At 44.9% G+C, this 1055-nt stretch carries 1 protein-coding gene; it reads right to left on the bottom strand.

Annotated elements, in window-relative coordinates:
* Positions 1-30: 30 nt before the first annotated feature.
* Complete coding sequence (locus BMG01_RS10580) at positions 31-954, bottom strand: IS30 family transposase (protein ID WP_036068849.1); 924 nt, start codon at positions 952-954, stop codon at positions 31-33.
* Between the last annotated feature and the right edge of the window lie 101 nt (positions 955-1055).

Here is a 1055-nt window from a genome sequence, read left to right as displayed (position 1 = left end):
GGCAGATTGCAAGAAATAACTTGAACGAATTTAGTGACGTAGATTAAGCAAGAAGATCTCGATTGGTGTGTGCCAGTTAAGACATTTAAGTGGTCGGGAATTCAGATACCAATTGATTTGAACCAGCTGGCGATCGCTCAGATCTTCAATGGCTTGTCCCTTGGGAATAAACCGTCGCAAAACTCGATTACGGTTCTCATTACTACCGCGTTCGTGCGGTGAATAGGCATGGGCAAAGTAAACCTGAGTACCCGTTAGCTGTTCAATTGCCTGATAGTTAGCGAACTCTTTCCCATGATCCACGGTAAGCGTCTTGAGCTTGTCTTGAAGTTGACTAGCTAGTTCAAGTACGGCTTGAGTCATGGACTGACTGTCGCGACCATGGAGCCGTTTAACAATTGTCAGGCGACTCTTACGCGCCACAAAAGTAGCTACAGCTTGACCTTTACGTTTGCCAGAAAGTACGGTATCAGCTTCAAAGTGGCCGAATTCCTGGCGAGTTTCGACTTTATGAGGACGCTCCTCAATTGAGCGGCCGTGACTGAACGTACCACGCTTTTCTTTAGCACGATGACGACGAATTCCATGATCAGGCAAATCAGGCAACTGTATATCAAGCCAGCCTTGATCAATCCAGTTATAGACCGTCTTGTAGGCAATCCCAACCACATGGGCAACTTGTTCAGGGGACCACTTCTGGACTTGAATCTTTTCCTCGACCAAGTGTTTAAGGTTTTTAGTGAGCGAAGACTTCCGCCCCCGTTGACTAACCGTTCGTTCAAAGTCAGTTTGCGCTAGCTCAGCTTGATACTCACTATTTAGCCGGTGAAGTTCGTTAAAGATGGTGGTCTTACTAAAGCCTAAGTAGTTAGCGATGTATCGCAAGGAACGTCCTTCATTATGAAGCGTTTCAATGACAACACGGTTCTGGAATGATAAAATAGTGGTGCCCATTAAGGTCCTTCTTTCTAATGGAATGTTGTGGTAACACCATTAAAGACCTTGATGGGTTTTTCTGTCCACTTAAATGTTCAACTTAAATTTTACAATCTGCC

The organism is Leuconostoc sp. BM2 (assembly GCF_002095565.1).
GTDB lineage: Bacteria > Bacillota > Bacilli > Lactobacillales > Lactobacillaceae > Leuconostoc > Leuconostoc falkenbergense.
This window is presented reverse-complemented; position numbering and strand designations above follow the sequence as displayed.

Bases quoted from the DNA above. Each gene is read 5' to 3' on its own strand.
- BMG01_RS10580 (WP_036068849.1), bottom strand. From the start codon at position 954: ATGGGCACCACTATTTTATCATTCCAGAACCGTGTTGTCATTGAAACG.